The organism is Pseudooceanicola sp. DL12 (assembly GCF_056270665.1).
In genome coordinates, this window is sequence record NZ_CM149884.1 from 335,035 (window position 1) to 361,982 (window position 26,948).

General features: G+C 65.0%; 24 protein-coding genes and 1 other RNA gene. 15 read left to right on the forward strand and 10 right to left on the reverse strand.

Annotated elements, in window-relative coordinates; all coding sequences use genetic code 11:
• Window positions 1-8 precede the first annotated feature (8 nt).
• Both AC0WR5_RS01595 and AC0WR5_RS01600 read left to right on the forward strand, forming a co-directional pair.
• Window positions 9-797, forward strand: a complete 789-nt coding sequence (locus AC0WR5_RS01595; RefSeq protein ID WP_475866333.1) for an SDR family NAD(P)-dependent oxidoreductase — start codon at window positions 9-11, stop codon at window positions 795-797.
• A gap of 194 nt (window positions 798-991) precedes the next feature.
• Window positions 992-2,191, forward strand: coding sequence for an MFS transporter (locus tag AC0WR5_RS01600; RefSeq protein ID WP_475866335.1), 1,200 nt, complete (start codon window positions 992-994; stop codon window positions 2,189-2,191).
• Between the two features lie 7 nt (window positions 2,192-2,198).
• Here AC0WR5_RS01600 and AC0WR5_RS01605 read toward each other — a convergent pair whose 3' ends face one another.
• Window positions 2,199-2,858, reverse strand: a complete 660-nt coding sequence (locus AC0WR5_RS01605; protein ID WP_475866337.1) for a ribonuclease T2 family protein — start codon at window positions 2,856-2,858, stop codon at window positions 2,199-2,201.
• 148 nt (window positions 2,859-3,006) lie between these two features.
• Here AC0WR5_RS01605 and AC0WR5_RS01610 point away from each other — a divergent pair, with 148 nt between their 5' ends.
• From AC0WR5_RS01610 to AC0WR5_RS01620, 3 genes are all read left to right on the forward strand, one after another.
• Entirely contained in the window at window positions 3,007-3,771 is a 765-nt protein-coding gene (locus tag AC0WR5_RS01610) for a DUF1013 domain-containing protein (RefSeq protein WP_475866339.1), read from the forward strand.
• A 236-nt stretch (window positions 3,772-4,007) separates the two neighbouring features.
• A complete protein-coding gene (locus AC0WR5_RS01615; RefSeq protein WP_475866341.1) occupies window positions 4,008-5,243 on the forward strand; it encodes a hypothetical protein in 1,236 nt (411 codons plus the stop codon).
• A 1-nt stretch (window position 5,244) separates the two neighbouring features.
• Window positions 5,245-5,472 (forward strand): hypothetical protein, encoded by a 228-nt coding sequence (locus AC0WR5_RS01620; protein WP_475866343.1) that lies wholly within the window; start codon window positions 5,245-5,247, stop codon window positions 5,470-5,472.
• Window positions 5,473-5,486: 14 nt separating this feature from the next.
• Here the strand turns inward: AC0WR5_RS01620 and AC0WR5_RS01625 are convergent, their stop codons facing one another.
• Window positions 5,487-6,416: an alpha/beta hydrolase gene (locus AC0WR5_RS01625; RefSeq protein ID WP_475866344.1), complete on the reverse strand. Its 930-nt coding sequence runs from the start codon at window positions 6,414-6,416 to the stop codon at window positions 5,487-5,489.
• Window positions 6,417-6,596: 180 nt separating this feature from the next.
• On the opposite strand from AC0WR5_RS01625, the gene AC0WR5_RS01630 reads away from it, so the two are divergent.
• Complete coding sequence (locus AC0WR5_RS01630; protein WP_475866345.1) at window positions 6,597-7,748, forward strand: NAD(P)/FAD-dependent oxidoreductase; 1,152 nt, start codon at window positions 6,597-6,599, stop codon at window positions 7,746-7,748.
• A gap of 355 nt (window positions 7,749-8,103) precedes the next feature.
• Here the strand turns inward: AC0WR5_RS01630 and recR are convergent, their stop codons facing one another.
• From recR to AC0WR5_RS01645, 3 genes are all read right to left on the reverse strand, one after another.
• Complete coding sequence (gene recR, locus AC0WR5_RS01635; RefSeq protein ID WP_475866346.1) at window positions 8,104-8,697, reverse strand: recombination mediator RecR; 594 nt, start codon at window positions 8,695-8,697, stop codon at window positions 8,104-8,106.
• A 5-nt stretch (window positions 8,698-8,702) separates the two neighbouring features.
• Window positions 8,703-9,047, reverse strand: a complete 345-nt coding sequence (locus AC0WR5_RS01640; protein WP_475866347.1) for a YbaB/EbfC family nucleoid-associated protein — start codon at window positions 9,045-9,047, stop codon at window positions 8,703-8,705.
• A 180-nt stretch (window positions 9,048-9,227) separates the two neighbouring features.
• Entirely contained in the window at window positions 9,228-10,985 is a 1,758-nt protein-coding gene (locus tag AC0WR5_RS01645; protein WP_475866349.1) for a DNA polymerase III subunit gamma/tau, read from the reverse strand.
• A 164-nt stretch (window positions 10,986-11,149) separates the two neighbouring features.
• Between AC0WR5_RS01645 and AC0WR5_RS01650 the strand changes: the two genes are divergently transcribed.
• A complete protein-coding gene (locus tag AC0WR5_RS01650; RefSeq protein ID WP_475866350.1) occupies window positions 11,150-11,542 on the forward strand; it encodes a hypothetical protein in 393 nt (130 codons plus the stop codon).
• A 19-nt stretch (window positions 11,543-11,561) separates the two neighbouring features.
• Here the strand turns inward: AC0WR5_RS01650 and ffs are convergent.
• Window positions 11,562-11,658, reverse strand: an RNA gene (gene ffs, locus AC0WR5_RS01655) — signal recognition particle sRNA small type.
• Between the two features lie 130 nt (window positions 11,659-11,788).
• Complete coding sequence (locus AC0WR5_RS01660) at window positions 11,789-13,765, reverse strand: bifunctional 2',3'-cyclic-nucleotide 2'-phosphodiesterase/3'-nucleotidase (RefSeq protein ID WP_475866352.1); 1,977 nt, start codon at window positions 13,763-13,765, stop codon at window positions 11,789-11,791.
• Window positions 13,766-14,000: 235 nt separating this feature from the next.
• Between AC0WR5_RS01660 and nudC the strand changes: the two genes are divergently transcribed.
• Together nudC and AC0WR5_RS01670 are read left to right on the forward strand one after the other, a co-directional pair.
• Window positions 14,001-14,963: an NAD(+) diphosphatase gene (nudC, locus tag AC0WR5_RS01665; protein WP_475866354.1), complete on the forward strand. Its 963-nt coding sequence runs from the start codon at window positions 14,001-14,003 to the stop codon at window positions 14,961-14,963.
• Window positions 14,964-15,014: 51 nt separating this feature from the next.
• Window positions 15,015-15,500 (forward strand): SRPBCC family protein, encoded by a 486-nt coding sequence (locus AC0WR5_RS01670; protein WP_475866355.1) that lies wholly within the window; start codon window positions 15,015-15,017, stop codon window positions 15,498-15,500.
• Between the two features lie 39 nt (window positions 15,501-15,539).
• On the opposite strand, the gene AC0WR5_RS01675 is transcribed toward AC0WR5_RS01670, so the two are convergent.
• Window positions 15,540-16,373, reverse strand: a complete 834-nt coding sequence (locus tag AC0WR5_RS01675; protein ID WP_475866357.1) for a prephenate dehydratase — start codon at window positions 16,371-16,373, stop codon at window positions 15,540-15,542.
• 143 nt (window positions 16,374-16,516) lie between these two features.
• Here AC0WR5_RS01675 and AC0WR5_RS01680 point away from each other — a divergent pair, with 143 nt between their 5' ends.
• The 5 genes from AC0WR5_RS01680 to AC0WR5_RS01700 all read left to right on the forward strand — a co-directional run bounded on the left by AC0WR5_RS01680 (window position 16,517) and on the right by AC0WR5_RS01700 (window position 23,370).
• Window positions 16,517-17,035 (forward strand): c-type cytochrome, encoded by a 519-nt coding sequence (locus AC0WR5_RS01680; RefSeq protein WP_475866360.1) that lies wholly within the window; start codon window positions 16,517-16,519, stop codon window positions 17,033-17,035.
• Between the two features lie 333 nt (window positions 17,036-17,368).
• Window positions 17,369-19,237, forward strand: coding sequence for an extracellular solute-binding protein (locus AC0WR5_RS01685; protein WP_475868858.1), 1,869 nt, complete (start codon window positions 17,369-17,371; stop codon window positions 19,235-19,237).
• Window positions 19,238-19,246: 9 nt separating this feature from the next.
• On the forward strand, window positions 19,247-20,332 hold the full coding sequence (locus AC0WR5_RS01690; protein ID WP_475866361.1) for a microcin C ABC transporter permease YejB: 1,086 nt from the start codon (window positions 19,247-19,249) through the stop codon (window positions 20,330-20,332).
• 3 nt (window positions 20,333-20,335) lie between these two features.
• A complete protein-coding gene (locus AC0WR5_RS01695) occupies window positions 20,336-21,517 on the forward strand; it encodes an ABC transporter permease (protein ID WP_475866362.1) in 1,182 nt (393 codons plus the stop codon).
• Window positions 21,514-23,370 (forward strand): ABC transporter ATP-binding protein, encoded by a 1,857-nt coding sequence (locus tag AC0WR5_RS01700; RefSeq protein WP_475866364.1) that lies wholly within the window; start codon window positions 21,514-21,516, stop codon window positions 23,368-23,370. Before AC0WR5_RS01695 ends, AC0WR5_RS01700 begins: the two co-directional genes overlap by 4 nt.
• Window positions 23,371-23,433: 63 nt before the next feature.
• Here the strand turns inward: AC0WR5_RS01700 and hemN are convergent, their stop codons facing one another.
• The gene (gene hemN, locus AC0WR5_RS01705; RefSeq protein WP_475866366.1) at window positions 23,434-24,789 is read right to left on the reverse strand and encodes an oxygen-independent coproporphyrinogen III oxidase; all 1,356 of its coding nucleotides are present in this window, start codon (window positions 24,787-24,789) and stop codon (window positions 23,434-23,436) included.
• Between the two features lie 63 nt (window positions 24,790-24,852).
• On the opposite strand from hemN, the gene fnrL reads away from it, so the two are divergent.
• Complete coding sequence (gene fnrL, locus AC0WR5_RS01710; protein WP_475866368.1) at window positions 24,853-25,599, forward strand: transcriptional regulator FnrL; 747 nt, start codon at window positions 24,853-24,855, stop codon at window positions 25,597-25,599.
• Between the two features lie 438 nt (window positions 25,600-26,037).
• On the opposite strand, the gene AC0WR5_RS01715 is transcribed toward fnrL, so the two are convergent.
• Complete coding sequence (locus AC0WR5_RS01715) at window positions 26,038-26,877, reverse strand: universal stress protein (RefSeq protein WP_475866370.1); 840 nt, start codon at window positions 26,875-26,877, stop codon at window positions 26,038-26,040.
• Window positions 26,878-26,948: the final 71 nt, after the last annotated feature.

Below are 26,948 nucleotides of genomic sequence, written 5' to 3' on the forward strand. Positions count from 1 at the left end.
ATCTCTCCATGCAGATCGATCTCACGGACATGCGCGCCCTCGTCACCGGCTCGACCGGGGGCATCGGATACGGCATCGCCAAGCGCCTCGCCGAGGCCGGCGCCGAGGTGGTGCTGAACGGGCGCGAGATCGCCCGGGTGAAACAGGCCGCCGACCGGCTGAAGCAGGAATTTCCCGGTGCAAAGGTCGGCGGAATCGCCGCCGATCTCTCCACCGCCGAGGGCTGCGACAGCCTCGTCGAACAGCTCGGATCCTGCGACATCCTCGTCAACAACACCGGTATCTTCGGCAGCACCGATTTCTTCGAGGCCGATGACGCGCTCTGGCAGAAGTACTGGGATGTCAATGTGATGTCGGGCATGCGCCTGTCGCGGGCGCTGGCCCCTTCGATGATCGAGAAGGGCTGGGGGCGGATCATCTTCCTGGGCTCGGAATCCTCGTTCAACATCCCCGCCGACATGGTGCACTACGGCGTGACCAAGGCCGCTGACGTGGCGCTGGCACGCGGGTTGGCCAAGCGGCTGGCGGGCACCGGCGTCACGGTCAACTCGATCCTGCCGGGGCCGACGCTCTCGGACGGGATGAAGGAGGGGCTCTCGCCGAAGGAGGGGCAGAGCTATGCCGATGCCGCCCGCGATTTCGTCAAGGCGAAACGCCCCAGCTCGATCATCGGCCGTGCCGCGGATGTCGAGGAGGTGGCCAACATGGCGCTCTACATCGCCTCGCCGCTCAGTTCTGCCACCACGGGCGGTGCGCTCCGGGTGGATGGCGGCGTGGTTGATTCCATCGCCCCCTGAGTACCGTCGCCCGGGCGCCGTCCCCGGGGCGGCGCCCATCGCTGCGGCCCTTCCCCGTGGCCGGTCCCTGTGGCCGGTCCCGGGGGCCCCGGCGGCCCCGGTGGCCATGGGCCCGGCACAACACGGGGTTGCAATGCACCGGCCCGGCGGCAGGCGCCATTGCAGCCCCGCGTTTTTCCTGAAACATCTCTGTCATGACCAGCCAACCGCTCTCTCCTGACGAGGCGGCGCCTGCCGGGCGCCTTCGGTCGATCCTGCAGATCTGCGCGCTCTTCGGGGCGGTGGTGCTGGTGGGCTCGAACGCCTTCGTGCTCTCGCCCATCCTGACCGAGGTCGGCCGGGGCCTCTCGGCTGCGCCGACGCGCATCGCCTGGGCGATCTCCTGCTTCGGGGCGGCCACGGCGCTGTCGTCGTTCTTCCTCGCCCCGGCGATCGACCGGGTACCGGCCAGCCGCATGCTGGCGCTGGCCGCCGGCATCCTGGCCCTGGCCCAGGCGCTCTCGGGCCTGTCCCAGAGCTGGCTCTGGCTCTGCGGGGCCCAGGCGCTGGCGGGCGTCGGCGTCGGCATCCTGCTGCCCGGCACCTATGCCACGGCGGCGGCCACCGCGCCCGCGGGCCGCGAGGGCGCGCGCCTCGGTATCGTGCTCACCGGCTGGGCGCTCTCGCTGGTGCTGGCGGTGCCGGCGGCGGCCTTCCTGGGCACCCATTTCGGCTGGCGCGCGGTCTATGCGCTGCTCACCGCGCTCTCGGCCCTGGTGGCGCTGGTGCTGCTGCTGGTGCTGCCCGCGCGGGCGGTCTCGGCGGGGGGGCGCGTTTCGCCGCGCGCGGTGCTGCGGATCCCCGGCGTGGGGCTGCTGCTCGGGGTGGTCTTCTTCTTCATGACGGCCTTCTACGGCACCTTCGCCTATTACGGAGAGGGTATTCGCGCGGCCTTCAACACCACGGCCAGCGGCAGCGGCCTCTTCGTGCTGCTCTACGGCGTGGGTTTCGGCCTCGCGGGAATCGCCCTTGGCGTTCTCTCGCCTGGGATGGGCCGGCGCTACGTGGTGCTCGTGCTGCTGGCCACGGCCGCGGTCTACGTGCTCTGGCCCTTCGCCCTCGGCGATCAGCGCCTGGGCGTGATGATGGCGGTGATCTGGGGCTTTGCCGGCCAGCTCGGGCAGAACGCCATGGTCGTCACCCTCACCCGTCAGGGCGCCTCGGCGCGTGGTGCGGTGATGGGGATGAACAGCGCGGTAACCTATTCGGCGGTCTTTGCCGGGCCCCTGGTGATGGGCTGGATCTATGGCGCCGGCGGATTTGGCGCGGTCACCGCAACCTCGGGGCTGCTGGTGGCGCTGGGCGCCCTGATCCTGTCGCGAGGCGGGCGGGCCGCGGGCATCGGGGCGCCCTGATCCGCCTCTAGTCGCGCGCCTCGAAGAGCGCGTCGCCCAGGCTGCAATCGCGCCTCACGTCGGGCGCACAATCGCGCGGTGCCAGGTCGCGGGTCAGGCAGATCCGCACCTCGTCGATGTGCCCTTCCTCGCAGGTCACCGTCACGCCGTCGGCTGCAAGCTCCTGATTTTCCTCAAGGAATGCCTCCTCGATGACGCGCGCCGGCAGGGTCACGTCCCGTGTCAGATCGTTCAGCACGGCGGGCAGGGCGACGCTCTCGTAGGCCTGCCGCGACAGGTCGAAATAGGCCTCCGCACTCAGTCCGGAACAGCGCCCGTGCTTCTTCCATTCGTGCCAGGCCAGGCTGCCGGTGCCCATGATGTCGGCCATGGCGCCGGTTTCCGCGCGCGAGGGATCGCGGGCGCCGGTGTCGCAATATTCCGGATAGCCCACCTCGTACTGCGGCCAGAGCCCGTGCAGGATCCAGCCGAAATCCGCCTCTTCCGCGCATTGCTCCGATCCCTGCGCCTCGCCCTGCAGGCTGCAGAAGGTCGGCGACCAGCTCAGCGACATCACGTAGTAATCGAATTCCCCCGCAACATCCCCTGCCACGGCCGCCGAGGGGGCTGCGAGGGGCAGCCCCCCGGTGAAAAGGCCCAGGGTCAGGCAGAAAAGGCGCTTGCGCATTCAACTCTTCCATTTTCGGCTCGGCCCGACTATATACCGGCCAAGTTCCCCGACAACGGTAACCTGCATCGCCCCGGTGATGCGCCTGGTCCCGCCAGGCATCAGAGAAGATATGCGTCGGGGTCTAGATACGTTCAGGAGTGACGACATGTCTGGCAAACCACTTATGGCAAAGGCCACCGCGGTCTGGCTGGTCGACAACACCACCATGACCTTCAAGCAGATCGCCGATTTCACCGGCATGCACGAGCTTGAGGTCCAGGGCATCGCCGACGGTGACGTTGCCGCGGGCGTCAAGGGTTTCGACCCGATCGCCAACAACCAGCTGACCCAGGAAGAGATCGACAAGGCCGAGGCCGACGCGTTCTACAAGCTGAAGCTCAAGCACAACCCCGCCGCCGCCGGCGAGGAAAAGCGCCGCGGCCCGCGCTACACCCCCCTGTCCAAGCGTCAGGACCGTCCGAACTCGATCCTCTGGCTGGTGAAGTTCCATCCCGAGCTGACCGACGGCCAGATTGCCAAGCTGGTGGGCACCACCAAGCCGACGATCCAGTCGATCCGCGAGCGGACCCACTGGAACATCGCCAACATGCAGCCGATCGACCCCGTCGCCCTCGGCCTCTGCAAGCAGACCGAGCTCGATGCCGCCGTGCAGAAGGCCGCGGCCAAGCGCGCCGCCGAAGGCGCCGCCATGACCGACGAGGAGCGCCGCAAGCTGCTCTCGACCGAGCAGAGCCTGGCCGGCGAGGCAGAGCCCCGCATGCCCACCGCCATCGAGGGCCTCGAGACCTTCTCGCTCTCCGATGACGATGATGACGACGACAAGAACAGCAACCTCTACGACGCCGACAGCTTCTTCAACCTGCCCAAGGGCGGGGACGACGACGAGGACGACGACGACCGTCAGCCCTGATCGCGCATCACGGCAGATTTCGAAAGGCCCGGTCCCCGTGACCGGGCCTTTTGCGTTCCGGCCCCGCCGCCGCGGGCAAGGTGATCCGAACGCCCCGCGTCGGGCTGCCTCTGCCCCGAAAAGGGCACGGACGGGACTCTTCCCTTGCGTGCGGGCAAGTATGGAATACCCGTTCTTTTAGAAATCCTCCGATTTTGTTAACCTTGCGTCATGTGAGTTCTCGGAGGGTATGCGAGATGCGACGGGCAGTGACGGCACTCTTTGGCGCGGCGGTCCTCTCCGCACAGCTGCTGGCGGCGCCGCCGGCCATGGCCCAGCAGGTCCCCTTGCCACAGGATCCGGCCGGCCGAGAGGCCCTGCGCCTGTCGGATCCCGGCACCTTCCGCGACCTCGTCACCTCCGGCGCCTTCGATCCGCCGCGCGAGCGGCTCGTGGCCTCGGTTCAGGCCGAACTGGCCCGCATGGGCTGCTATACCTCTGCCGTCGACGGGATCTGGGGCCGTGGCTCCTCTGCCGCGCTCCAGCGCTATTACGAGCACCTCGGGCGCAAGCTCTCCGACGGCGAGATCACCGCGCGCGAGCTCTACCGCCGCATGCTCCTCGCCGGGTCGGTCGATTGCACCCTGCCCCCGGGGGGCGACCAGTTCGCCGTCGAGGACGCGCCGGTGCTGGAGCCCGTCCCCCTGCCCGAACCCGTCCCCCTGCCGGGCAACCCGCCCACCTTCAACAGCATCATTTCGGGCGGCGGCAATTCCCTCGCCGGCCTCATCGGCGGGCTGACGGGCAACGGTAACACCGCCATGATGCAGCAGGCGCCGATGGCCTCGCGCGCCTTTGCCGCCCCGTCCGATTTCCCGCCCGAGAACTTCCAGGGCTACGGGCTCCTCGTCTTTCCCCGGCTGCCCACCACCGGGCCGGAGCGGACCCGCTTCATCATGTTCTGCCGCGCCTATATCGGCGGCTTTCCCACCGTGCAGGAGCTGTCGAATGCCGGGATCGACGTGACCCGGCAGATGGTCACCATCCTGCCGCTCACCGATGCCGCTGCCGTGGACCGGGCCGAGAGCCTCAGTCGCAGCGCCCCCGACAAGGCCTGCCTCATTGCCGCCGAGCGCTATGACATCGCCACCGCCGGTATCGCGCTCTCCCAGGCGCGGCAGGCCAGTGACCTGACCGACGACCTGACCGGCCTCGACGGGCGCGGGCCCTTCCTGCTGGCCTGGAACCCCGGGCTGCGCAAGGGCAGCCGCGATGCGGTGGTGCTGGTCGCCGACCTCAGCCGCACCAGCAGCGCCGAACAGGCCGGCACCGATTTTCGCCACTGGAAACAGGATGTCGAGCTGACGCCGGATCTCTGGCGCAATGGCTGGGATGTCGAGCTGGTGCGCCGCACCTCGCAGCGCTGGCTCGATCAGAACCTGTCGCTGGTGCTCAGCCTGATCCTGCCCGGCGGCGAGGAGGAGGGGGACTGAGATGAAACTCATCGGCATCTGGGGGATCGCGGGCATCGTCCTGGGCTTCGTGCTGGCCGAACTGCTGATCGACGGCAACCGAGAGGTCTACGTGGGCATCGTCACGCTCTGCACCGTGCTGGGCAGTGCCTTCGGCAGCTGGCGCTCCTCGCGCGGCAAGGGCGCCCCCCCGCCCGCGTCGCCCGCCGATCCGCCCGCCACGCCCCCCGCCACGCCGCCCGACGGATAGGGCAGAGGCCCGCCTCACTCGAAGAGATCGTAGACATTGCCGTCATGGGGCGCATGGGCGGCGTGGGGCGAGTCTTGGCCCTCCTGGACGGCCTCGGCGATCCGAGAAAGGACCAGCCGCGATTCGCGCAGGAAGGTGACCGCCGGAAAGACGTGAAAGGCGCCGGGGTACTCGTGGTACCGGCCCCGGTTGCCGGCCTTCTTCAGGGCCGCGGCATAGTCCACCGCATCGGGCCAGCAGAGATCGGCAGTGCCCTGGTGGATGTCCACCGGCGGCAGGCCATGGGCACCCGCATGCAGCGGGCTCAGCGCCGGATCGGCCGGATCGAGTGGCCCGGCCCACCAGCGGCCCAGCTCCTTCACCGTCTGCAACGCGATCATCGGGTCGCGCGGCTCGATCTGCGGCCCGATCGGGTTGGCACAGCTCAGGTCCAGCCAGGGCGCGAGGCAGATCACCCGCTCGGCCACCGGCACGGCGCCCGCCCGGCCGCGCAGCGCCATGGCCAGCGCCATGTTGCCGCCGGCGGAATCGCCCGCCATCAGGAAGGGCGCGCCGCCATAGCGCTGCAGCACCGCCTCGGCAAAGGCAAAGCCCGCCCGGTGATCATGCTCGGGCGCCAGCGGATAGATCGGCACGATCATCTCGGCCTGGGCCGCGCGGCCGATCGCGGCGATCAGCGTCCAGTGGATCGCCCGCATCGGGTTCACATAGGCGCCGCCGTGGAAATAGATGATCCGCCGCCGCGGCACCGCCGCCTCGGGCAGCACCAGGTAGACGGGATGCCCGCCCACCTCGACCCTCTCCGCCTTCAGCGCGGCGGGCGGGGCCGGGGGCGTGGGCGGGGCACGGTGGCGGCGCTCGTCGAGATAGCGGTCGGTCTTCGCCATCGGCTTGCCGCCCGCCCGCAGCAACAGTTTCACCATGTTCATGCCAAGGCTCGCCATGCGCGCTCTCCCTTTGGCGGCCATCAAACAACAGGCGCCCGGCAGGCACAATGACCCGGCTTGCGCCTCCCCCGGCGCATAGGGGCCCGCATCCCCTTGCCATTTGCCGCGCCGCGCGCAACCAATCGGGCAGAGGCAACAGCGCCCGGGGCGCAACCGGGCCACAGGAAAGGATCCTCCATGCATATCGCCGTCATCGGGGCCGGCATGGTCGGCGCCGCCGCCGCCCGGCACCTCACCCTCATGGGACACCAGGTGACCCTGATCGGCCCGGCCGAGCCGCAGGACGCCGCCACCCATGCGGGCCCCTTTGCCAGCCATTACGATTCGGGCCGCATCACCCGGCAGATGGATCCCTGGCTGTTCTGGAGCCGGGTCTCGCGCGCCTCGATCGCGCGTTATCGGGCCCTCGAGTCCGAGAGCGGCGTGGCCTTCTTCAACGAGGTCGGCTCGCTCATGGCGGGGCCCGAGGGCACGGCGCAGATGAACCGCATGGAGCGCACCCGCCAGCGCGACAACGTGCCCTGCGACGTGATCCGCGACGCGGAGCTTGCGGCGCGCTTTCCCTATTTCACCTTCCCCGAAGGCACCATCGGCTTTCACGAGCGTGACCACGCCGGCACCATCGACCCGCGCGAGATGGTCCGCGCCCAGATCGTGCTGGCCAGGGCCGGGGGCGCGCGCCTTGTCCGCGACGTGGTCGAGGGGGTGGACGACACCGGCGGCGGCGTGACCCTGCGCCTGGCCTCGGGAGAGCGCCTCTCGGCCGACCGCGCGCTGCTGGCCACGGGGGGCTTCTCCCGCACCCTCACCGGCGAGGCGCTGGAGTTTCGCGCCTATGCCCGCACGGCGGTGCTCTTCGAGGTGTCCGAGGCTGAGGCCAGGCGGCTGGCCGCGATGCCGACGCTGATCGCGCTGCTGCCCAATGGCGAGGATCCCTACCTGCTGCCGCCGATCCGCTATCCCGACGGCAAGTGGTACCTGAAGATGGGCGGCGACACGGTGGACGTGCCGCTGATCACGCCGCAGGATTTCACCGAGTGGTACCGATCCGGCGGCTCGCCCGAGGTGGGCCGCGCCATTGAGGCGCTGCTGCGCGCCCGTATGCCGGACCTGAAGATCGAGGCCACCTCGACGCTGGCCTGTGTCACCACCTTCACGCCCGAGAACATTCCCCACTACAGGGCGCTCTCGGAAAACGTCTTCACCGCCTTCGCGGGCTGCGGGCGCGGCGCCAAGAACTCCGACGAACTGGGCCGGCTGGGCGCGCTGCTGGCGCTGGGAGAGGACCTGCCCGACTGGGCCTTCGAGCCGGCGGTGGACGCGGCCTGACGGCCGCTTTCGCCTGCGGCGGGCGGGGAAGGGGGCGCTGCCCCCTCTGGCGCTGCGCGCCATTCACCCCCGGCCGTATTTCGGGAAAGATGAAGGAGGGGGGAGGGCGCGTGCAGGCCTCTCGCCTCCGGCCGGAGACAGGCCTGCGAAAGGCCTCGGCCAGGGCTGGCCAAGCGGCGCTGTTAACCATTTGGGGCGCCATTGGGGCGGGCGTTTCGGCACCGACGCGTTACCGACGCAATACCGACGTAATACCGACGTTGGAATCGTGCAAAAACAGGGGCTTAACTTTTTGCCCCCGCGCCGGTACCGACGCTGGTTTGTTCCCGTTATGTTTTGGGGGTGAGCCTTGGGATCAGAGGGTCTTGCGGGCCCGGAGCGCGGCGGTGATCGTGCCGTCGTCGAGATAGTCGAGCTCGCCGCCGATGGGCACCCCCTGGGCCAGCGAGGTGAGGCGGACCTTCCCCTCCAGCTGGTCGGCGATGTAATGCGCCGTGGTCTGGCCGTCGACGGTGGCGTTCAGGGCCAGGATGACCTCGGAAATGCCTTCGTCTTCAACACGTTGCACCAGTTTCGGGATGCGCAGTTCCTCGGGGCCGACCTGGTCGAGGGCGCTCAGGGTGCCGCCCAGCACGTGATAGCGGCCGCGGAAGGCGCCGCCGCGTTCCATCGCCCAGAGGTCGGAGACGTCTTCGACCACGCAAAGCTCTGAATTCGCACGTTTTTCATTCTGGCAGATGTCGCAGACGGGGGCCGAGGAGAGGTTGCCGCAGCGCTCGCATTCGCGCACCGTGACCGCGACGTGGTGCATCAGGTCGGCCAGCGGGATCATCGTCAGCTCGCGCTTGCGGATCATCTGCAACACGGCACGGCGGGCGCTCCGGGGCCCCAGCCCCGGCAGCCGCGCCATCATGTCGATCAGCGCATCGATATCCCCGCCGGCCGCCATGCCGATCAGAAGGGCATCTTGAAATCTGCAGGCAGACCAAGGCCTTCGGTGATCTTGGCCATCTCTTCCTGGCTGCGTTCGGCGGCCCGGGTCTGGGCATCCTTGATGGCCGCCAGGATCAGGTCCTCGACCACTTCCTTCTCGTCGCCGTTGAAGATCGAGGGATCGATGTCGAGGCTCTTCAGCTCGCCCTTGGCGCTGGCGACAGCCTTGACCAGGCCCGCGCCGCTCTCGCCGGTCACGGTGATCTCGTGCAGGTCTTCCTGGAGTTGCTCCATCCTGGACTGCATCTCCTTGGCGGCCTTCATCATTTTCGCCATGTCGCCCATCTGGCCGAGGCCCTTGAACATCGTCTTTCTCCTTGTCTAACCGTGTCTGGCGCGGCCTTGCGGCGCGGCTGTGTCCTGCCCGGTCGCCGGGCGTCTGTCGCTCTGTCCTGCATATCGCGGCCGCAGGGCGAAACCGCAAGGGGGCAGGTGGAAATCCGCCGGGAAACCCTTGTTTTGAAGGCCCGGGCCGGGGGCGTCGCGCTATTCGTCCTCGAAGGGGTCCCATTCGTCGTCGACCTCGGGCAGGGCTTCGGCCTGGGCCACGGCGGCAATATCCTCCTGGGTGCGCACCTCGGTGATCTCGGCCTTGGGAAAGGCCTCGAGGATCGCCCTGACCATCGGGTGTTCGGCGGCCTCGGCCTTCAGGGCGCGGTCCTTGGCGTCGCGCTTCTCGGCGATGGTTTCCTCGCCCTGCTCGTTGCCCAGGATGATCGCCCAGCGGTTGCCGGTCCAGCCCTGAAGCCGCGCGCCGAGGCGCTGCGCCAGGTCCTTGGGGGCGCTCTCGGAGGGGGAAAACTCAATGCGGCCAGGGCGATAGCTGATCAGCCGCACGCCGGTCTCGACCTCGACCAACAGCTTGACGTCACGGTTGGTGCGGATCAGTTCGACCACGTGCTCGAAGGTGGGATAGCGCGCCAGTGCCTGTTCCAGCTCTTCGGCCAGCATGGTCTGACCACGGGCGCCGCCGCCACCGCCGCCCGACGGGGCCGAGGCATAGGCCGTGACGCCACCACCGCCCGCGGGCGCGCCCCGGGCCGGCATGCCTCCGCCGCCACCACCGTCGGGCGGACGGGGGGTATCCTTGAGGCGCTTTACCAGTTCCTCCGGCGAGGGCAGTTCGGCAACGTGTGTCAGGCGGATCACGGCCATTTCGGCGGCCATCATAGCATTCGGCGCAACCGAGACTTCTTCCAGAGATTTCAACAGCATCTGCCACATCCGCGTCATCGCGCGCATCGGCAGCCGCTGGGCCAGGGAGACGCCGCGGGCGCGTTCGTCGGGGCTGATCGTGGGGTCTTCGGCGGCGTCGGGCGTGATCTTGACCACCGAGATCCAGTGGGTGATCTCGGCCAGGTCGCGCAGCACCGCCATGGGGTCCGCCCCATCGGCATATTGCGCCGAAAGCTCGGTCAGGGCGCCGGCCGCATCGCCGCGCATGATCATCTCGTAGAGATCCATCACCCGGCCGCGGTCGGCCAGGCCAAGCATCGCGCGCACCTGTTCCGCGGTGGTCTCGCCGGCGCCATGGCTGATGGCCTGGTCGAGCAGCGAGGTGGCATCCCGGGCCGAGCCTTCGGCCGCGCGGGTGATCAGCGCCAGTGCATCCTCGGTGATCTGGGCGCCTTCCTTGCCGGCGATCTTCTCCAGCAGGGCGATCATGACCTCGGGTTCGATCCGCCGCAGATCGAAACGCTGACACCGCGACAGCACCGTCACCGGCACCTTGCGGATTTCAGTGGTGGCAAAGATGAACTTCACGTGGGCGGGCGGTTCTTCCAGCGTCTTGAGCAGCGCGTTGAAGGCGCTGGTCGAGAGCATGTGAACCTCGTCGATGATGTAGATCTTGTAGCGGGCGGAGGCCGCGCGATAGTTCACGCTGTCGATGATCTCTCTGATATCATTGACAGAAGTGTTAGAGGCCGCGTCCATTTCCATGACGTCGACGTGGCGGCCCTCCATGATGGCCCGACAATGTTCGCATTGTCCACAAGGCTCTGTCGTGGGGCCGCCGTTGCCGTCCGGCCCGATGCAGTTCATGCCCTTGGCGATGATCCGTGCGGTCGTCGTCTTGCCGGTGCCGCGGATGCCGGTCATGATGAAGGCTTGGGCGATGCGATCGGCGGCGAAGGCATTTTTCAGCGTCCGCACCATGGCATCCTGGCCGACGAGATCGGCGAAGGTTTCCGGCCGGTATTTCCGGGCCAGTACCTGATAGCCGCCCTTTTCCGTCTCGCTCATGTCGCCCCCGGTGTTTCTTGCCGGCCCAAGGTAATGCCCGCGCGGCGCAGGGTCCAGAGGCAGTGCTCGGTAAGGTTTTCCGGACTGTTCCCCGGGCGGGGCAGGCGCAAGACTGCGACCACTGTCGAAGCAATTTTCACGAGTTCATCAGAAGGGGGTACATCATGCCCGCAAGTTACTTTTTACGCGTGCGCCAGCAGGAGGCGCTGGCCAGGGCCATCGACGCGAAATTCAACATTCCCGTCATCAGGGACACGCTGGAGTTTGCCGTCTGGCTGAAGATGGTCCAAGCGGTCGACCGCGTCATGGCCGACCGTGTGCCGGACGAGATCCTGGACACGCTCAACGACAGGAACCTGCAGCTGGAGACCATGATCGCCGAGGCGCTTCAGGACAACCTGACGCTCATGCTCTGTGATCTGCTTGCCGTGCCTTTCCTGCCAACGGTGGTGAAGAAGGAGATCATCGACTGGCTGATCGTGCTTCTGGTCCAGTCCATGGCGAGCGCGACGACGATTGATGAGCAAATCGAGGCGTTTCTGCTGGTCGAGGCCTGACTAGGCCCCGGCTGAAACAGGTGAGAGGCTGGACAACGACCCAAGCGGGGCTCGTTACGGCTGCTTCCTTCCGGACCTGACCGGGTTGGCGAGGCGCCTGCCCGCGCCAACCTCTCGAGGGCCGATATAGGGGGCATGGCGCGGATTCGCAACCCGTGCGTGAAAGCGAAATGGCGCGCCCCTTTCGGGACGCGCCATGCACGTGGGGATTACGCCTGCGGCGCCCGTTCCCGAAGAATGACGCGATCAGAGGTCGATACGGAAGAGCTTGAAACCGTTCTCGCCGTCGCCCGCAGCCTCGATCGTCACACCCTGCACGCTGTCGGCATATTTCGCGGCACCCGGGCCGGTCTCGAACAGGACGGTGGTGCCGTCCATCGGGGCAAAGTGCCAGTTGGCATCGGCCTTGGGATCCACTGTGCCCTTGTCGACAATGTAGCGCACGATGATGTCGCGGTTGGTGTCGGGCCCTTCGAAGATGATCGTATCGCCGCCGGCACCGGGGAAATGGCCGCCCCCCGAAGCACGGTAGTTGTTGGTGGCCACGACGAATTCCATGTCGTCTGTCACCGGCTTGCCGTCGTACATCAGATCGGTGATCCGGCTCTCCGAGGAGACCTCGTTGCCGTCGCCGTCATACCGCGAGGGTTTCGACAGGTCGATGTTGTAGGTGACCCCGTCGATCACGTCGAAATTGTAGGACGGGAAGGACGGGTTCAGAAGGATGGCATCCTTGCTGCCCGGTTCGATCTGATTGAACATGCCGGCCGAGCGGTCGAGCCAGCCACGCAGCTGTGCCCCGTCGATCTTCACTGCGCGGATCGTGTTGGGGTAGAGGTAGAGGTCGGCCACGTTCTTGATGGCAATGTCACCCACAGGCACCTCGGTGTAGTATTCTGCACCACCACGGCCACCGGCCTTGAAGGGGGCTGCCGCCGAAAGCATCGGCAGAGCCGCATGCTCCGTCTCTTTCAGCATGTCGGTCAGATACCACTTCTGGGCGTTGGACACGATCTGGACGGAGGGGTCGTCTGCCACCAGCGCGAAGTAGGAATGCAGCGGTGCGGCCGTCTTGCCGACAGGGCGGCGGACGTATTCCAACGTCGCGTCATGCTCGGTCTGGGCGGCTTCTTCGACCATGGCGACGGTCTCGACCAGCGGGGTGATGGAACGGTCTTCGTTGCGCTGGTAGATCGGGCGGGTACCGGTTTCGAAGGCCAGCACGCGCCAGTCGCTACCGTCACGTTCCAGCAGCAGGTCGATGGTGCCCAGGTGCGAGCCCCAGAAGCCCCCCATGACCGCTGGCTTGCCGTGGATGGTGCCCTTGGTGCTGTCCACCGCGTCCATGCCGTCGAAGGTGGGCGAGGGGAAGACCAGGTGCGAGTGGCCGGTCAGCAGGGCATCGATGCCGTCGACCTCGGCCAGGGGCACCGATGCATTCTCCATGCCGTCCTCGTGCTGGGCGCCGCCGATGCCGGAGTGGCTGAGCGCGATGATGATGTCGCAGCCCTCTTCCTTCATCTGCGGGACCCAGGCCCTGGCCGTCTCGACGATGTCGCGGGCCTGGACGTTGCCCTCCAGGTTCTTTCGGTCCCACGTCATGATCTGCGGCGGGACAAAGCCGATCAGGCCGATCTTGATCGGGTGGCTGGTGCCGTCGCCGTCGGTGATGGTCTTCTCGATGATGACATAGGGCTTGATCAGGGTCTTGTCGGCCCGCGGGTTGGCGCCCATCTCCTTGACCACGTTGGCGGATACCACCGGGAAGTTGGCACCGGCCAGCGAGGCGTCGAGGAAGTCCAGGCCGTAGTTGAACTCGTGGTTTCCCAGGGTCGAGGCTTCGTAGCCCAGCGTGTTCATGGCGGCGATGACCGGGTGGATATCCCCCTGCGACATGCCCTTTTCATAGGCCATGTAGTCGCCCATCGGCGTGCCCTGGAGGAAGTCGCCGTTGTCCACCAACATGGAGTTCGTCGCCTCGGCGCGGATGTCGTTGATATGCGCCGCCGTGCGCGCTAGGCCGACGGTGTCGTCGGGCCGATCGGCGTAGTAGTTGTAGGGGAAGACGTTCACGTGGAGGTCCGTGGTCTCCATGATGCGCAGATGGGCCTGCTGCCCGGCGGCATTGGCGGAAAACGGGTGCAGGGTCAGCAAGGATGCACCTGCGATGCCGCTGGCGAGAAACCCGCGGCGTGACATATTGATCGACTTGGAACCGGACATGAGAGCCTCCTGTATTTCATGCGCCCATCCTGACCGATGTTGATGACAATCTCATAGCGATTTTCCCTGATGCCGCTGCGGCAGATCCCGGGTGGCCCGGATCTGTAGCATTCATCCGGATCTCCCGGCGCCGGTGTCGGGGAAATGTGCCGCAAGCGATGGCCGTTGCGCAGGCCGGTCCGAGAGGGCAGGTTGGCGCCACGCAACCAGGCAGGAGCAAGAGCGCATGGCAGACATGATGCTGGAACAGGTAACTTTTTCCGGGGGCGTGCTGGATCGGGATGCCGGGCTGAGAGGGTCACCGGAGGCGCTGAAAATTGCCGCGCGCCTGCCCGGGGCGACGACTTTGCTGTTCTGGCGTGGCTTCCCGTTGAAGGCGGCTCCGGGGACGTTGGCCCGGCTGCCGATGGATCATCCCGTCCTGAGGGGCGCGTCGGAAACGCCGCTCTATCTCGGCCGGGACAACGGCGCGCCGGTCTTCGCGCATGACATCTCCGGCTGGGTGCCGGATGCCGGCACCACGCAGGAGCCGCCGGCCGGATGGGCCGCCGACATTCTGCCTGAGCATCCCGATCTGGCGGGGCTGGAAGGCTTCGTCGACCTGCGTCGCGTCATGGCCGAGCTCTCGCCGCTCGAGGCGGAGCTGGCGGCCTCGGCAAAGGCGCTCTACGCCTGGCACGGATCTCACCGGTTCTGCGCGCGCTGCGGGGAGGTGTCGCATGTGGTGCAGGGAGGTTGGCAACGCAGTTGTGAGAGCTGCGGCACGCAGCATTTCCCGCGGACGGATCCCGTGGTGATCATGCTGATCACCATGGGCAACGACGTGCTGCTCGGTCGGTCGCCGGGCTGGCCGGAGGGGATGTATTCCCTGCTGGCGGGGTTCGTCGAGCCGGGCGAGACGATCGAGGCCGCGGTGCGCCGCGAGGTGGCGGAGGAAACTGCCGTTGCCGTCGGTCCAGTCGAGTACCTTTGCTGCCAGCCCTGGCCCTTTCCGAACTCGCTGATGTTCGGTTGCCGGGGCGAGGCGCTGAGCCGCGATCTGACGGTCGATCCGGTGGAGATCGAGCATGCAATGTGGGTGCCTCGCGAAGAGGTTGCCGATGTCTTTGCCGGCGTGCATCCGGTGATCAGACCGCCGCGCAAAGGGGCAATTGCAGCGTATCTGCTACGCAATTGGCTTGCGGACAATCTGGATTGAGGCGATGGTTCTGCAGACCAGACTGAATCAGGCTAACAATCGGTTGTACATATGAAAATTGTTGCGAAAGAGGATATCGAGGCACCGATCGAGACGGTCTTTGCCAACGTTTCCGACTTTCGCCGTTTCGAGCGTTCGGCCATTCGCCGCGGGGCCAAGATCAAGCGCCTCGACATGCTGGAGGAACCGGGGACGGGAATGGCCTGGGATGCCAGTTTCTTTACCCGGGGCAAGAAACGGGCCCTTCACCTGGAAGTCGAATCCTTTGATGCGCCCGACAAGATTGGCCTGGATCTGTCCTCTGATGGAATGAAGGGGCAGGTACTGGTCGAACTGGTGGCGCTGTCGCGCACCCGGACGCGTCTGCGCCTGGTGACCGAGCTGAAGCCTCAGACCCTGTCCGCGCGCCTGCTGATCCAGTCGTTGCGCCTTGCGCGTGGCAACATCCAGCAGCGTATCCAGCACCGCCTGGCGGAGCTGGGTGCTGCGATCGAGGGCAAGGCCCCGCCGCAGAAGAAGACACGCAACAAGCGCTGAGCGGCCGCCCGGGCGCAGGGCCCGGAGCGGCAGAGCTGTTCAATTTCGGCGCGAACCTGCCGGATAGACCCCGAGGATCTGCATCTGCGACGAGAAGTATTTCAGCTCGTCGAGGGCAAGACGCACGTTGGCGTCGTCGGGGTGCCCCTCGATGTCGGCGTAGAATTGCGTCGCGGTAAAGCTGCCACCCACCATGTAGCTCTCCAGCTTGGTCATGTTCACGCCGTTGGTGGCAAAGCCGCCCATGGCCTTGTAGAGCGCGGCCGGGATGTTGCGGACCTGGAAGATCAGCGTGGTGATCATGCCCTGGTCGCCCCGGCGGCTGTGGTCGGCCTCGCGGGACATGATCAGGAAGCGGGTGGTGTTGTTGGACTGGTCCTCGATATGCCGTGCGAGAACTTCGAGCCCATAGACTTCGCCGGCCAGTTCGCTGGCCAGGGCCGCGCGGCTGCGATCCTCCTGTTGGGAGATCAGCATGGCAGAGCCGGCGGTATCGGCACCGGTGATGCGCTTGATGCCATGCTCCGTCAGGAATTCGCGGCACTGGCCGAGAAGCATCTGGTGCGAGGTAGCGGATTTCACCTCTTCCAACTTGGTACCCGGCAGAGCCAGAAGGTTGATATGGACCCGCACGAATGCCTCGCCGATGATGCGCAGCCCACTGCTCGGCATCAGGTAATGGATGTCGGCAACACGCCCAAAGGTAGAGTTGTCGACCGGCAGCATCGCCAGTTCGGCCTCACCATCGCGGACAGCGGCAATGGCATCCTCGAAGCTGTTGCAGGGCAGCGGCTCAAAGTCCGGACGGGCTTCCACGCAAGCTTGATGTGAATAGGCTCCCAGCTCTCCCTGAAAGGCGATACGACGGCTCATGGCATTCAATTCCGTGGTTTTGCGAACAATTTCCACGATTAGGTGGATGGTCGCGGTAACTACACCTTGCGTTGAGAGAGTGGAAGCGGATAGATACCCGCCGAAACACCTAGTCGACGGATTCATCAGGGGCGCGGCATTTCATGTTTGACACAATGACTATCACGAAGGTCGTCGGGGGCTTGTGCGGAGCACTTCTGGTCTTTCTGCTGGCAAACTGGGCAGGCGAGGTGATCTATGAAACCGACACAGGATCGCATGGCGAGCAGGCCGTGCAGGGTTACCTGATCGAGACCAACGACGAGGCGCCGAGCGCCACCGAAGAGGTCGAACAGCCTTTCGATGAAATCTATGCCGCCGCGGATGCCGGTGCCGGCGAACGGGTCTTCAACAAGTGCAAGGCCTGCCACAAGGTCGACGGGACCAACGCCACAGGTCCCCACCTGGATGGCGTTGTGGGCCGTGCGGTCGATTCGGTTGACGGATTCAGCTATTCCGGTGCGCTCGAAGAGCACTTCGACACTTGGACGCCCGAGAACTTGAATGTTTTCCTCGAGAACCCGAAATCGGCAGCGCCCGGCACCAAGATGACCTTTGCCGGTCTGAAGGATGTCGATGATCGCGCCAACGTGATCGCCTATCTCGAGTCTCTCGGGCAGTAGTCCGGGATCATCCCGGAGGCTTTCAGCTGTCATTCCGGGCTTTCGGCACGCTTTCCGGGCCGTCTCGCAAGAGGCGGCCCTTTCTTGTGTGTCGGGATCACACGTGCTTCACGTAATCTCAACTTGAACATGGCCTTTCGCCACCATTAGCCTATCGTTCAGGCTTGGGTGGCACTGTGTCCAAGTGCCAGAAGGCCCAATATGTCCAGAAGGATAGTCGAGGAGCTATACATGCACCGTCCCGCGTTCCGCTTGAGTGCCGCGACCGAACTGCTGCAAAGGGGCCTGTCACGACGGTCTTTCCTGGCCATGGGGGCCATGACAGCCACTCTGATGGCCTTTGCCGTACCGCAGGCCCGCGCTCAGGAGGACACCTCCGCTCCGGTCGAGGAAACCGAGACCGCGGCCGGCGAGGACGATGTCATCGAGAGCTACGGCTACTCCTACTTCGGTGACCTGAAGTATCCAGAGAATTTCGTGAACCTCGACTACGTCAATCCCGATGCTCCGAAGGGCGGCGAGATCGCAATTCAGGCATCTGGCACCTTCGATTCGCTTAACCCCTACACGGTCAAGGGGCGCGCCGGCGCGCTGTCCTCCTCGATGTACGAGAGCCTGCTCACAGAGGTGGCCGATGACTACAACGGGTCCTACTGCCTGTTGTGCAAGAGCCTCGAATACGACGAGGACAAGACCTGGGTCATCTTCCACATGCGGGATGACGTGACATTCTCCAATGGTACCCCGCTGACCGCGCACGATGTGGTCTTCTCTCACAATCTCTTTCTCGAGCAGGGACTTCCGTCCTACTCAGCAGGCGTCAGCAAGCGGGTGCTGAGCGCCGAGGCGCTGGATGACTACACGGTCAAATTCACCTTTGCTACGGGCATCTCGCGCCGCTCTCTGATCGATCAGGTGGGCAGTACGCCGGTCTTTTCGCAGAAGTGGTACGAGGAAACCGGCGCCCGGCTTGATGAATCCCGGTTCGAGACCTCCCCCGGTTCCGGGCCCTACATGCTCGACAGCTACGACGTGAACCGCCGGATCGTCTACAAGCGCAACCCCGATTACTGGGGCAATGACCTGCCGCTCAACGTCGGCAGGCACAACTTCGATACGATCCGGGTGGAGTACTTTGCCGATGAATCCGCGGCCTTCGAGGCCTTCAAGGCCGGAGAATACACCTTCCGGATCGAGAGCGACTCGCGACAGTGGGCCACGCAGTACGATTTTCCGGCCGTGCAAAAGGGCTACGTGAAGGTCGAGGAAATTCCCGACGGCACACCGCCCAACAACTCCGGGTTCGTCTTCAACCTCGCCAAGGACAAGTTCCGCGACAAGCGCGTCCGCGAGGCGATTGCACTGGCCTACAACTTTGAATGGACGAACGAGAGCCTGCAATATGGCCTGTTCAAGCACCGCGAGAGCTACTTCCAGGATACGCCGCTTCAGGCCAAGGATCTGCCGGTCGGCGCCGAACTCGAATTTCTGAAATCCCTGGGCGATGTGGTCCCGCCGGAACTGCTGACCGAGCCGCCGCAACCGGTGCCCGTCAGCTCTCCGGAACGCCTGAACGACCGCCGCAACCTGCGAAAGGCCATGGGGCTGCTGGACGAGGCAGGCTGGACCGTGGGTGACGATGGTATGCGCCGCAATGCCGCGGGCGAAGTGCTGTCGATCGACTTTCCGATCAACTCGGCCAGCTCCAGCGCGCTGGAACCGGTGCTCGACAATTTTGCGCTTAACCTCAAGACGCTGGGTATTCGTCCCGACTTCGAGAAGGTCGACCCGAGCCAGTACACCAACCGCCGCCGGGATCGCGCCTATGACATGCTCTACGGGGGCTACTCGGCCTTCCTCGGGACCGGGACCGGTCTGATGCAGATGTACGGCTCGCCCGAGTCCGCCTATTCCGTATTCAACCCGGCAGGGCTGAACAGCGAGCTCGTGGATACGATCATCCTCGCTTCCCTCGATACCGAGAGCCAGGAGATGCAGGACGCCTCTCTCATGGCGCTGGACCGGGCGCTGCGCTACGAGTTCCTTATGGTCCCCACCTGGTACAAGGCGGGCTATTGGGTGGCCTATTACGACATGTTCGAGCACAAGGAGATCCCGCCCTACGATCTCGGCTATCTCGACTTCTGGTGGTACAATCAGGAGCGTGCGGATGAGCTCAAGGCCGCTGGCGCGTTGAGGTAACCGGCCACTATGGGCGCCTATATTCTTCGCCGCCTGCTGCTGGTCATTCCGACCCTGCTGGGCATCGTCGTCATCAACTTTGCGCTGGTGCAATTCGTGCCCGGCGGCCCGATCGAACAGATCATCGCCCAGGTCCAGGGCGAGGGGGACGTCACCGCGGGCTTTACCGGGGCCGGATCCGATGCCGCCATGCAGAGCAGCGCCGGCAACGAGGCCTACGCGGGCGCGCGCGGCCTTCCCCCGGAGTTCATCGAAAAGCTGGAAAAGGAGTTCGGTTTCGACAAGCCGCCGCTCCAGCGTTTCATGCTGATGCTCTACAATTACTCGCGGCTAGATTTCGGCGAGAGCTACTTTCGTTCTATCAGCGTGATCGACCTGGTGATGGAGAAGCTGCCGGTGTCGATTTCCCTCGGCCTCTGGTCGACGCTGATCGCCTATCTGATCTCGATCCCGCTTGGTATCCGCAAGGCGGTGAAGGAGGGCTCCTCCTTTGACAACTGGACCAGCGGCGTGATCATCGTGGGGTATTCGATCCCGGGGTTCCTCTTTGCGATCCTGCTGCTGGTGCTCTTTGCCGGCGGCTCCTACTGGCAGGTCTTCCCGCTGCGCGGTCTCACTTCCGACAACTTCAGCCAGCTCAACTGGCTGCAGAAGATCGGAGACTACCTCTGGCACATCACGCTGCCGGTGCTGGCCTCGACCATCTCGGCCTTTGCCACGCTGACCCTGCTGACCAAGAATTCCTTCCTCGACGAGATCAAGAAGCAATACGTGATCACCGCCCGCGCCAAGGGCCAGTCTGAGCAAAAGGTGCTCTATGGCCATGTCTTCCGCAACGCGATGCTGATCGTGATCGCCGGTTTCCCGGGGGTCTTCATCTCGATCTTCTTCACCGGGTCGCTGATCATCGAGACGATCTTCTCGCTCGATGGTCTCGGCCGGCTGGGCTTCGAGGCAGCGGTTTCGCGCGACTACCCGGTGATCTTCGGCACGCTCTTCATCTTCGGGCTGCTCAGCCTGATCGTCGGTATCCTGTCCGACCTGATGTACGTCTTCGTCGATCCGCGGATCGACTTCGAGAAACGGGAGGGCTGAGCGATGAAGGATCCACAGGCGCCCATCCAGCCCGGTCATGAAAGCGAGGCGGTTTCCGAGGAACTGGCGCAATCCGCCCGCAGACTCTCGCCGCTGAACCAGCGGCGCTGGCGCAATTTCCGTCGCAACCGGCGGGCCTTCTGGTCGCTGATCATCTTCACGGTGCTCTTCGGATTGTCGCTGGTTGCCGAGTTCATCGCCAACGACAAGCCGATCCTGGTGAACTATCGCGGCGACTACTACATGCCGATCTTCAAGTTCTATCCCGAGACGCAGTTCGGTGGCGATTTCCAGACCGAGGCGATCTATCGCGATCCGGAAGTGGAATGCCTGATCGAGAGCGGCGGGCTTGATGCCTGCTTCGATGATCCCGAGGGCATCTTGGAAGATGCACAGGACGGTGTTGTCGACGGCGAGGAGATCGAGAAGGGTTGGACCATCTGGCCGATCATTCCCTATTCCTACGACAGTCCGGTGGATCGTCCCGGGGCAGCGCCGCTACCACCCAGCCGCCAGAACTGGCTGGGCACCGATGACACCAAGCGCGATGTCATGGCCCGCGTGATCTACGGGTTCCGGTTGTCCATTCTCTTCACGCTGATCGTGACGGTGCTTTCCTCGCTGATCGGCATCGTGGCTGGCGCCGTGCAGGGCTATTTCGGCGGTTGGGTCGACCTGCTGTTCCAGCGGATCATCGAAATCTGGTCTGCCACGCCGTCGCTCTACGTGATCATCATCATGTTCTCGATCGTCGGGCGAAGTTTCTGGCTTCTGGTCTTCCTGACCGTGCTCTTTGGCTGGATGGCACTTGTGGGGGTCGTGCGTGCGGAATTCCTGCGTGCGCGGAACCTGGAGTATGTCCGGGCTGCAAAGGCGCTCGGCGTGTCGAACCGCACGATCATGTTCCGCCACATGTTGCCCAATGCGATGGTTGCCACGCTGACCATGGCGCCCTTCATCGTCACCGGCGCAATCTCCACTCTCGCGGGGCTCGATTTCCTCGGCTACGGCCTGCCGTCCTCGGCGCCGTCGCTGGGCGAGTTGACCCTGCAGGCCAAGCAGAACCTGCAGGCGCCCTGGCTGGGCTTCACGGCCTTCGTCGTCTTCGCCGTTATGCTCTCGCTGCTGGTCTTCATCTTTGAAGGCGTTCGCGATGCCTTCGACCCGAGGAAAACGTTCAAATGAGTATTCTCGAGGTCAGGGGTCTTCGTGTCGCCTTCCGGCAGGATGGCAAGCGCCATGAAGCGGTGAAGGGCGTCAGCTTCGATGTCGACAAGGGCGAGACCGTCGCGCTGGTGGGGGAGAGCGGCTCGGGCAAATCCGTCTCGGCGCTCTCGACGGTATCGCTTCTGGGCGACAACGCCGAGGTGTCGGGCAGTGTCACCTATGACGGCCAGCAGATGGTCGGTGCGGACAAGGAGCGCCTGCGCAAGGTCCGCGGCAACGAGATCAGCTTCATTTTCCAAGAGCCGATGACTTCGCTCAACCCGCTGCATACGATCGAGAAGCAGCTGGCCGAAACCATGGCGTTGCACCAGGGCCTTAAGGGCCGTGGGCGGACCAAGCGTTTTCTGGAAAGCTGGATGGGGTTTGCCGCGCGGCCCTTCTTCGTGGGCGTGGCGGTCTTCTTTGCCTTCATCGGAGCCTATGCGGCCTATGTCGAGACCGCGCCGAACGAGCCCAGCTGGGACTTCCTGCCGGAGTTCTTCCAGGTGGCGGTGCCGCAGGTGATCGTGGCAATCCTGCTGGCTGCGGCGCTGACCTTCGTTATCTGGCTGGGCAAGGTCTTCCTGGCCAGCAAGTGGCGCGACTGGATCATCACCAGCGAGACCCGGCAACGCTCGATCGAGTTGCTGGAGCAGGTGGGAATCCGCGATGCGGAGAGCCGGCTTACGGCCTATCCGCACGAGCTCTCCGGCGGTCAGAGGCAGCGGGTGATGATCGCCATGGCCCTGGCGAACCGACCCGGACTGCTGATCGCGGACGAGCCCACGACGGCACTCGACGTGACGATCCAGGCGCAGATCCTGGAACTGCTGGCCGATCTGAAGGCGCGCGAGAACATGGGGCTGCTCTTCATCACCCATGATCTTGGGATCGTGCGCCGCATTGCCGACCGGGTTTATGTGATGAAGGACGGCGAGATCGTCGAGACCGGGCCGACGGAACGGATCTTCGCCGATCCGCAACATGCGTACACCCGAAAGCTCCTCTCGGCCGCGGCGACCGGCGTGCCGGATCCGGTCAAGGGAGAGGCGCCCGTGGTGCTAGAGGCCGAACATCTGCGGGTCTGGTTCCCGATCAAGGCCGGGCTCATGAAAAAGGTCGTGGGCCACGTGAAGGCCGTGAATGATGCCACGTTGAGCGTCCATGCGGGCGAGACCCTGGGTATCATCGGCGAGAGTGGATCTGGCAAGACGACCCTGGCCCTGGCGCTGATGCGGTTGATCGGCTCGGAGGGACGGATCAGTTTCGCCGGGCAGGACATCCGAAAGATGTCGACAGCCCAGCTGCGACACCTGCGCAAGGACATGCAGATCGTCTTCCAGGATCCATACGGGTCGCTCAGCCCCCGGATGACCTGTGAACAGATCATCTCCGAGGGGCTCGGCATCCACAAGATCGACGACATGCGCCCGGTCAAGGAGCTGGTGGCCGAGGTCATGGTCGAGGTGGGGCTCGATCCCGCGGCCATGCATCGCTACCCGCATGAGTTTTCGGGCGGGCAGCGGCAGCGGATCGCGATCGCGCGGGCGATGATCCTGCGCCCGAAACTGGTGGTGCTGGACGAGCCGACATCGGCGCTGGACATGACGGTGCAGGTGCAGATCGTCGATCTGCTGCGCCGGCTTCAGCAGAAATATGGGCTGGCCTATCTCTTCATCAGCCACGACCTGAAGGTCGTTCGGGCGATGTCGCACCGCGTGATGGTCATGCGCCACGGCGACGTGATGGAGGAGGGGCCCGCGGATCAGGTCTTTGACAATCCGGGCGAGGCCTATACGCAGCAGCTCTTTGCCGCGGCGCTCGATCACTGACGGACAGGGAACATGAGAAACGGCGCCGGCGTGTAAACGCGCGGCGCCGCAGGTCTTTCCGGCTCAGATCGCCGAGGAATGCCTGGCCCGCGCACCGTCGTAGGTGTCGAACCCACGGGCGACCATGCGGGTCAGGGGGCGGGCTTCCTCCGGAATGTAAAAGCCTGCTTCGGTCACGCGCATAAGGTTTTCAAACTGGCCGGCAACCTCGCGGAAGAGGGTGGTCAGAGCTGGAGCCGTTATATCGAAGTTCTCCGTGATTTCGGCCGTCGAGACCTGAAAATCGCACATCAGCGCCTCGATGATTCGGGCCCGCATGGCATCATCACCGGAATAGGCATGGCCGCGTGCGGTGGAGAACATACCCTTGCGGATGGCGGCGGTATGGGCCGAAGTTGCAGCGTTGTTCTGGCTGTATCCCTGCGGGAACCGCGAGATCGAAGAGGCCCCGACCCCGATCAGCACGTCGGACTGATCATCGGTATAGCCTTGGAAGTTGCGCCTGAGCGTGCCGGCCTTCTGGGCGGTGGCCAGGCCGTCGGTCGGCAGGGCAAAGTGATCGATCCCGATTTCGGCGTAATTGTCCCAGAGGAACAGCCGCCGCGCTGCGTCGAAGAGATCCAGCCGCTCGGTGGGCGTGGGCAGGGCCTCGGACGGCAGCATCGATTGCCGCCGCGCCATCCAGGGCACATGCGCATAGCCGTAGAGCGCCACGCGATCCGGCGAGAGCGAGAGCAGTTTCTGCACGCTTTCGGTAATCTTTTCAGGGGTCTGGTAGGGCAGCCCATAGAGGATGTCGGCGTTCAGGCTGTGCACGCCATGGCCCCGGATCGCCGCGATCACGTCGCGGGTCAGCTCATAACTCTGTCGGCGGCCGATACACTCCTGGATCGCGGGATCGAAATCCTGCACGCCGATGGAGGCCCGGTTCATCCCTGCGGCCGAGAGCACGGCGAGCCGCGCGTCATCGACCTCGTTCGGGTCAATTTCCACCGAGAATTCCGCATCGGGCGCAAAGGGCGCGACCTCTGCAATGGCACCGGCCAGCGTCTCCATCATGGCAGGCGTCAGCAAGGTTGGCGTGCCGCCGCCCCAGTGCAGCCGCGACAAGGTGACGCCGGGCGCCAGCTGCGCCTTCAGCAGATCGAGTTCCGACAGCAACACCTTCAGGTAGGCGCGCACCGGATCCTCGCTCTTGGTGCCCTGGGTGCGGCAGGCGCAGAACCAGCAGAGCGACCGACAGAAGGGCACGTGAACATAAAGGGAAATCTCGCTGCCTTCGGGGATGGCCGAGATCCATTGAGCATGGTTGGCCGGGCCGATGGCATCGGAGAAATGAGGGGCCGTGGGATAGCTCGTATAACGCGGCACTTTGGCGTCAAAGAGACCCAGGCGGGCAAGTTGCGTTTTCATGACCATGGGATTAGTGTTTACCGGAACTCCGAAAAACGTCATTGACCCAGATCAACCGCGCGAGTGGACATGCTGCATTCTGACCTGACCATCGATCTGCATGATTGCAGCGGTTGCCCGATCCGGCACCGTGCCGTCTGTGCCCGTTGCGACGCCGATGAACTGGCCGCACTGGAAGAAATCAAGTATTACAGAAGCTTCGAGGCGGGGCAGTCCGTCGTCTGGTCCGGCGATCGGATGGATTTCGTGGGCTCGGTCGTGTCGGGCATCGCCACGCTGACCCAGACAATGGAGGATGGCCGCACCCAGATGGTCGGCCTTTTGCTGCCGAGTGATTTCGTCGGCCGCCCCGGACGTGACGGGGCCGCTTATGACGTGGTGGCAACGACCGACCTGGTGATGTGCTGCTTCCGCAAGAAGCCCTTCGAGCAGATGATGGAAAAGACGCCGCATATCGCCCAGCGACTGCTGCAGATGACCCTGGACGAGCTCGATGCCGCGCGGGAATGGATGCTGGTGCTGGGGCGCAAGACCGCTCGAGAGAAGATTGCCTCGCTTCTGGCCATCATCGCCCGCCGCGACGCGACGTTGCACCTGGACAGTCCCGAGGGGCCCTTGACCTTCGACCTTCCCCTGACCCGAGAGGCCATGGCGGATTACCTGGGGCTGACGCTTGAAACCGTCAGCCGGCAGATCAGCGCGCTGAAGAAGGACGGCGTGATCGAACTTCAGGGCAAGCGCCATATCACCGTGCCGGATTTCGGTCGCCTGCTGGAAGAGGCCGGGGACGACAACGACGGTGGCATGCTGGCCTGACCGGCCATTCTACGTGGAGATGTGCAGGAAAACCAGGCCCCGAGAGGGGCCTTTTCACTTACAGACATTCGGGATCGGGAATGTTTCGAACCCATTGAAAACGCCCGATTCCAACGTCGGTATTACGTCGGTATCGCGTCGGTAACACGACGGTGCGAAATCGGGCCGCGCGGGCGCGGCCCGATGCCTCCGGCGGGGATATTTCCGGCCAGATGAAGGAGCGGCGGAGCTCTCCTGTCATCTGGCCGGAAATATCCCGGGGAGGGAGGGCCGCAGGCCCGGGAGGGGCAGCGCCCCTCCTGACCCGCCCGCCGCAGGCGACAGGCGCAGCCGGAGAGGGGCAGTGGTCGCAAGCGCCAGGTCGGGGCCATGAAAAAGGCGGGCCTCCGAAGAGACCCGCCCCTGACGCGGTGCTGAACGGTCGGTGCTCCGACCGGATCAATGCGCCATGAAGATCGGCAGGTTGCTGCCTTCCAGCATGTGGCGGGTGGCGCCTCCCAGGATGGCTTCGCGGAAGCGCGAGTGGCCATAGGCGCCCATCACCACGATGTCGGCCTGGACGTCCTCGGCATGGCGGCAGATCTGGTCGGAGATCCGGGGCATCGACTTGGCAATGACCTCGATCTCGGCCGAGACGCCGTGACGGGCCAGCCAGGTGGCCAGCATGCCGCCGGGATCGGAACGGTCGGGGCCGTGTGCCGGCGGATCGATCACCACGATATGAACCGAGGCGGCGCGCTGCAGCGCGGGCATTGCGGCGCGGACGGCCGAGAGTGCCTCCGGGGTTTCATTCCAGGCGATCAGCACAGTGCCCGGCTCCTTCTCGAAGGGCTTGTCCATCGGCAGGACGACCACGGGGGCCTGACCTTCGAAGAGCGCGGCCTCGATCACGGGCTCCAGCTCGGCCCCCTTGTCGTCGCCGTAGGGCTTGGGCAGCACGACCACGTCGGCAAACCGGGCGCGCCAGGAGAGGTGACGGCCGATATCCCCAAGCTGGGCGACGTCGGTGTCGGTGGCCCAGCGAATCGTCGCGCCGGTCAGAGCCTGGGTGGCGATGGCTTCCAGTGCCTTGGCATCTTCGCCGGCCTTGTCGATGGCTTCCTGCAGCACGACGGCATTCGCCCCCGCATAGTAGTAGCCGATTTGCGTCCGATCGACGCCGAGGCAGAGGACGTCGAGATGCGCGTCGTGAAGCGATGCGATGGTGGCGGCCTGCTCAACCAGAGATTTTGCATTCTCTTTGTTCGTCAGGATCGTAAGGATGGATTTGTAGGCCATTGGGAAGCCTCCTGCGCTGTCTTGTGATAAGATGACTTTACCGTGTGTGTAATGGCACGACATTGATCTTG